Origin of the sequence: Bradyrhizobium sp. NBAIM08, assembly GCF_020193935.1 — a bacterium.
In the GTDB taxonomy this organism is placed as follows: Bacteria; Pseudomonadota; Alphaproteobacteria; order Rhizobiales; family Xanthobacteraceae; genus Bradyrhizobium; species Bradyrhizobium yuanmingense.
The window spans coordinates 1-398 of record NZ_JADYVR010001048.1 but is presented as its reverse complement, the minus strand read 5'-3'; the positions used below and the strand labels follow the sequence as shown (position 1 = coordinate 398).

1 pseudogene is annotated in these 398 nt (G+C 48.5%); it reads right to left on the bottom strand.

The window, feature by feature from the left end:
* Positions 1–19 precede the first annotated feature (19 nt).
* A pseudogene (locus I6F37_RS43400) lies at positions 20–398 on the bottom strand (hypothetical protein); the annotation flags it as partial.

The following is a 398-nucleotide window of genomic DNA, read 5'->3' as shown; positions in this document are numbered from 1 at the left end:
GCATTTTTTCCTGACTGAATTATTGCGAATCGGCTTTCTTTTTTAAAACGACAATCAAATTCGTTCTGAAACGCCGCATTGACGGGCGCATCAGCAGTCGAATCCACAAAAGTTCGATGACGGCGAGCGGCGGCACGACGGCGCAAACCGCGTCGGAACTGACGAATTTTATTTCTTTGATTTCAAAATTCGTCTCCCGCGCGACTGCCTCGATTTTTTCTTCGCGGTTGGCTTTGTAATGAATCTCAAAAACGTCGTCCGCCGGTCTGCCGTCGAACAACGCGGCGAGCTTTTTAACCAGCGGCTTCGGCACGAGTTTTCTAAACACGGCGAAATAGCCGGTTTCGTTCGGCGTATGAAAAATAAACTGTCCGCCGGGTTTTAAAACGCGATTGATT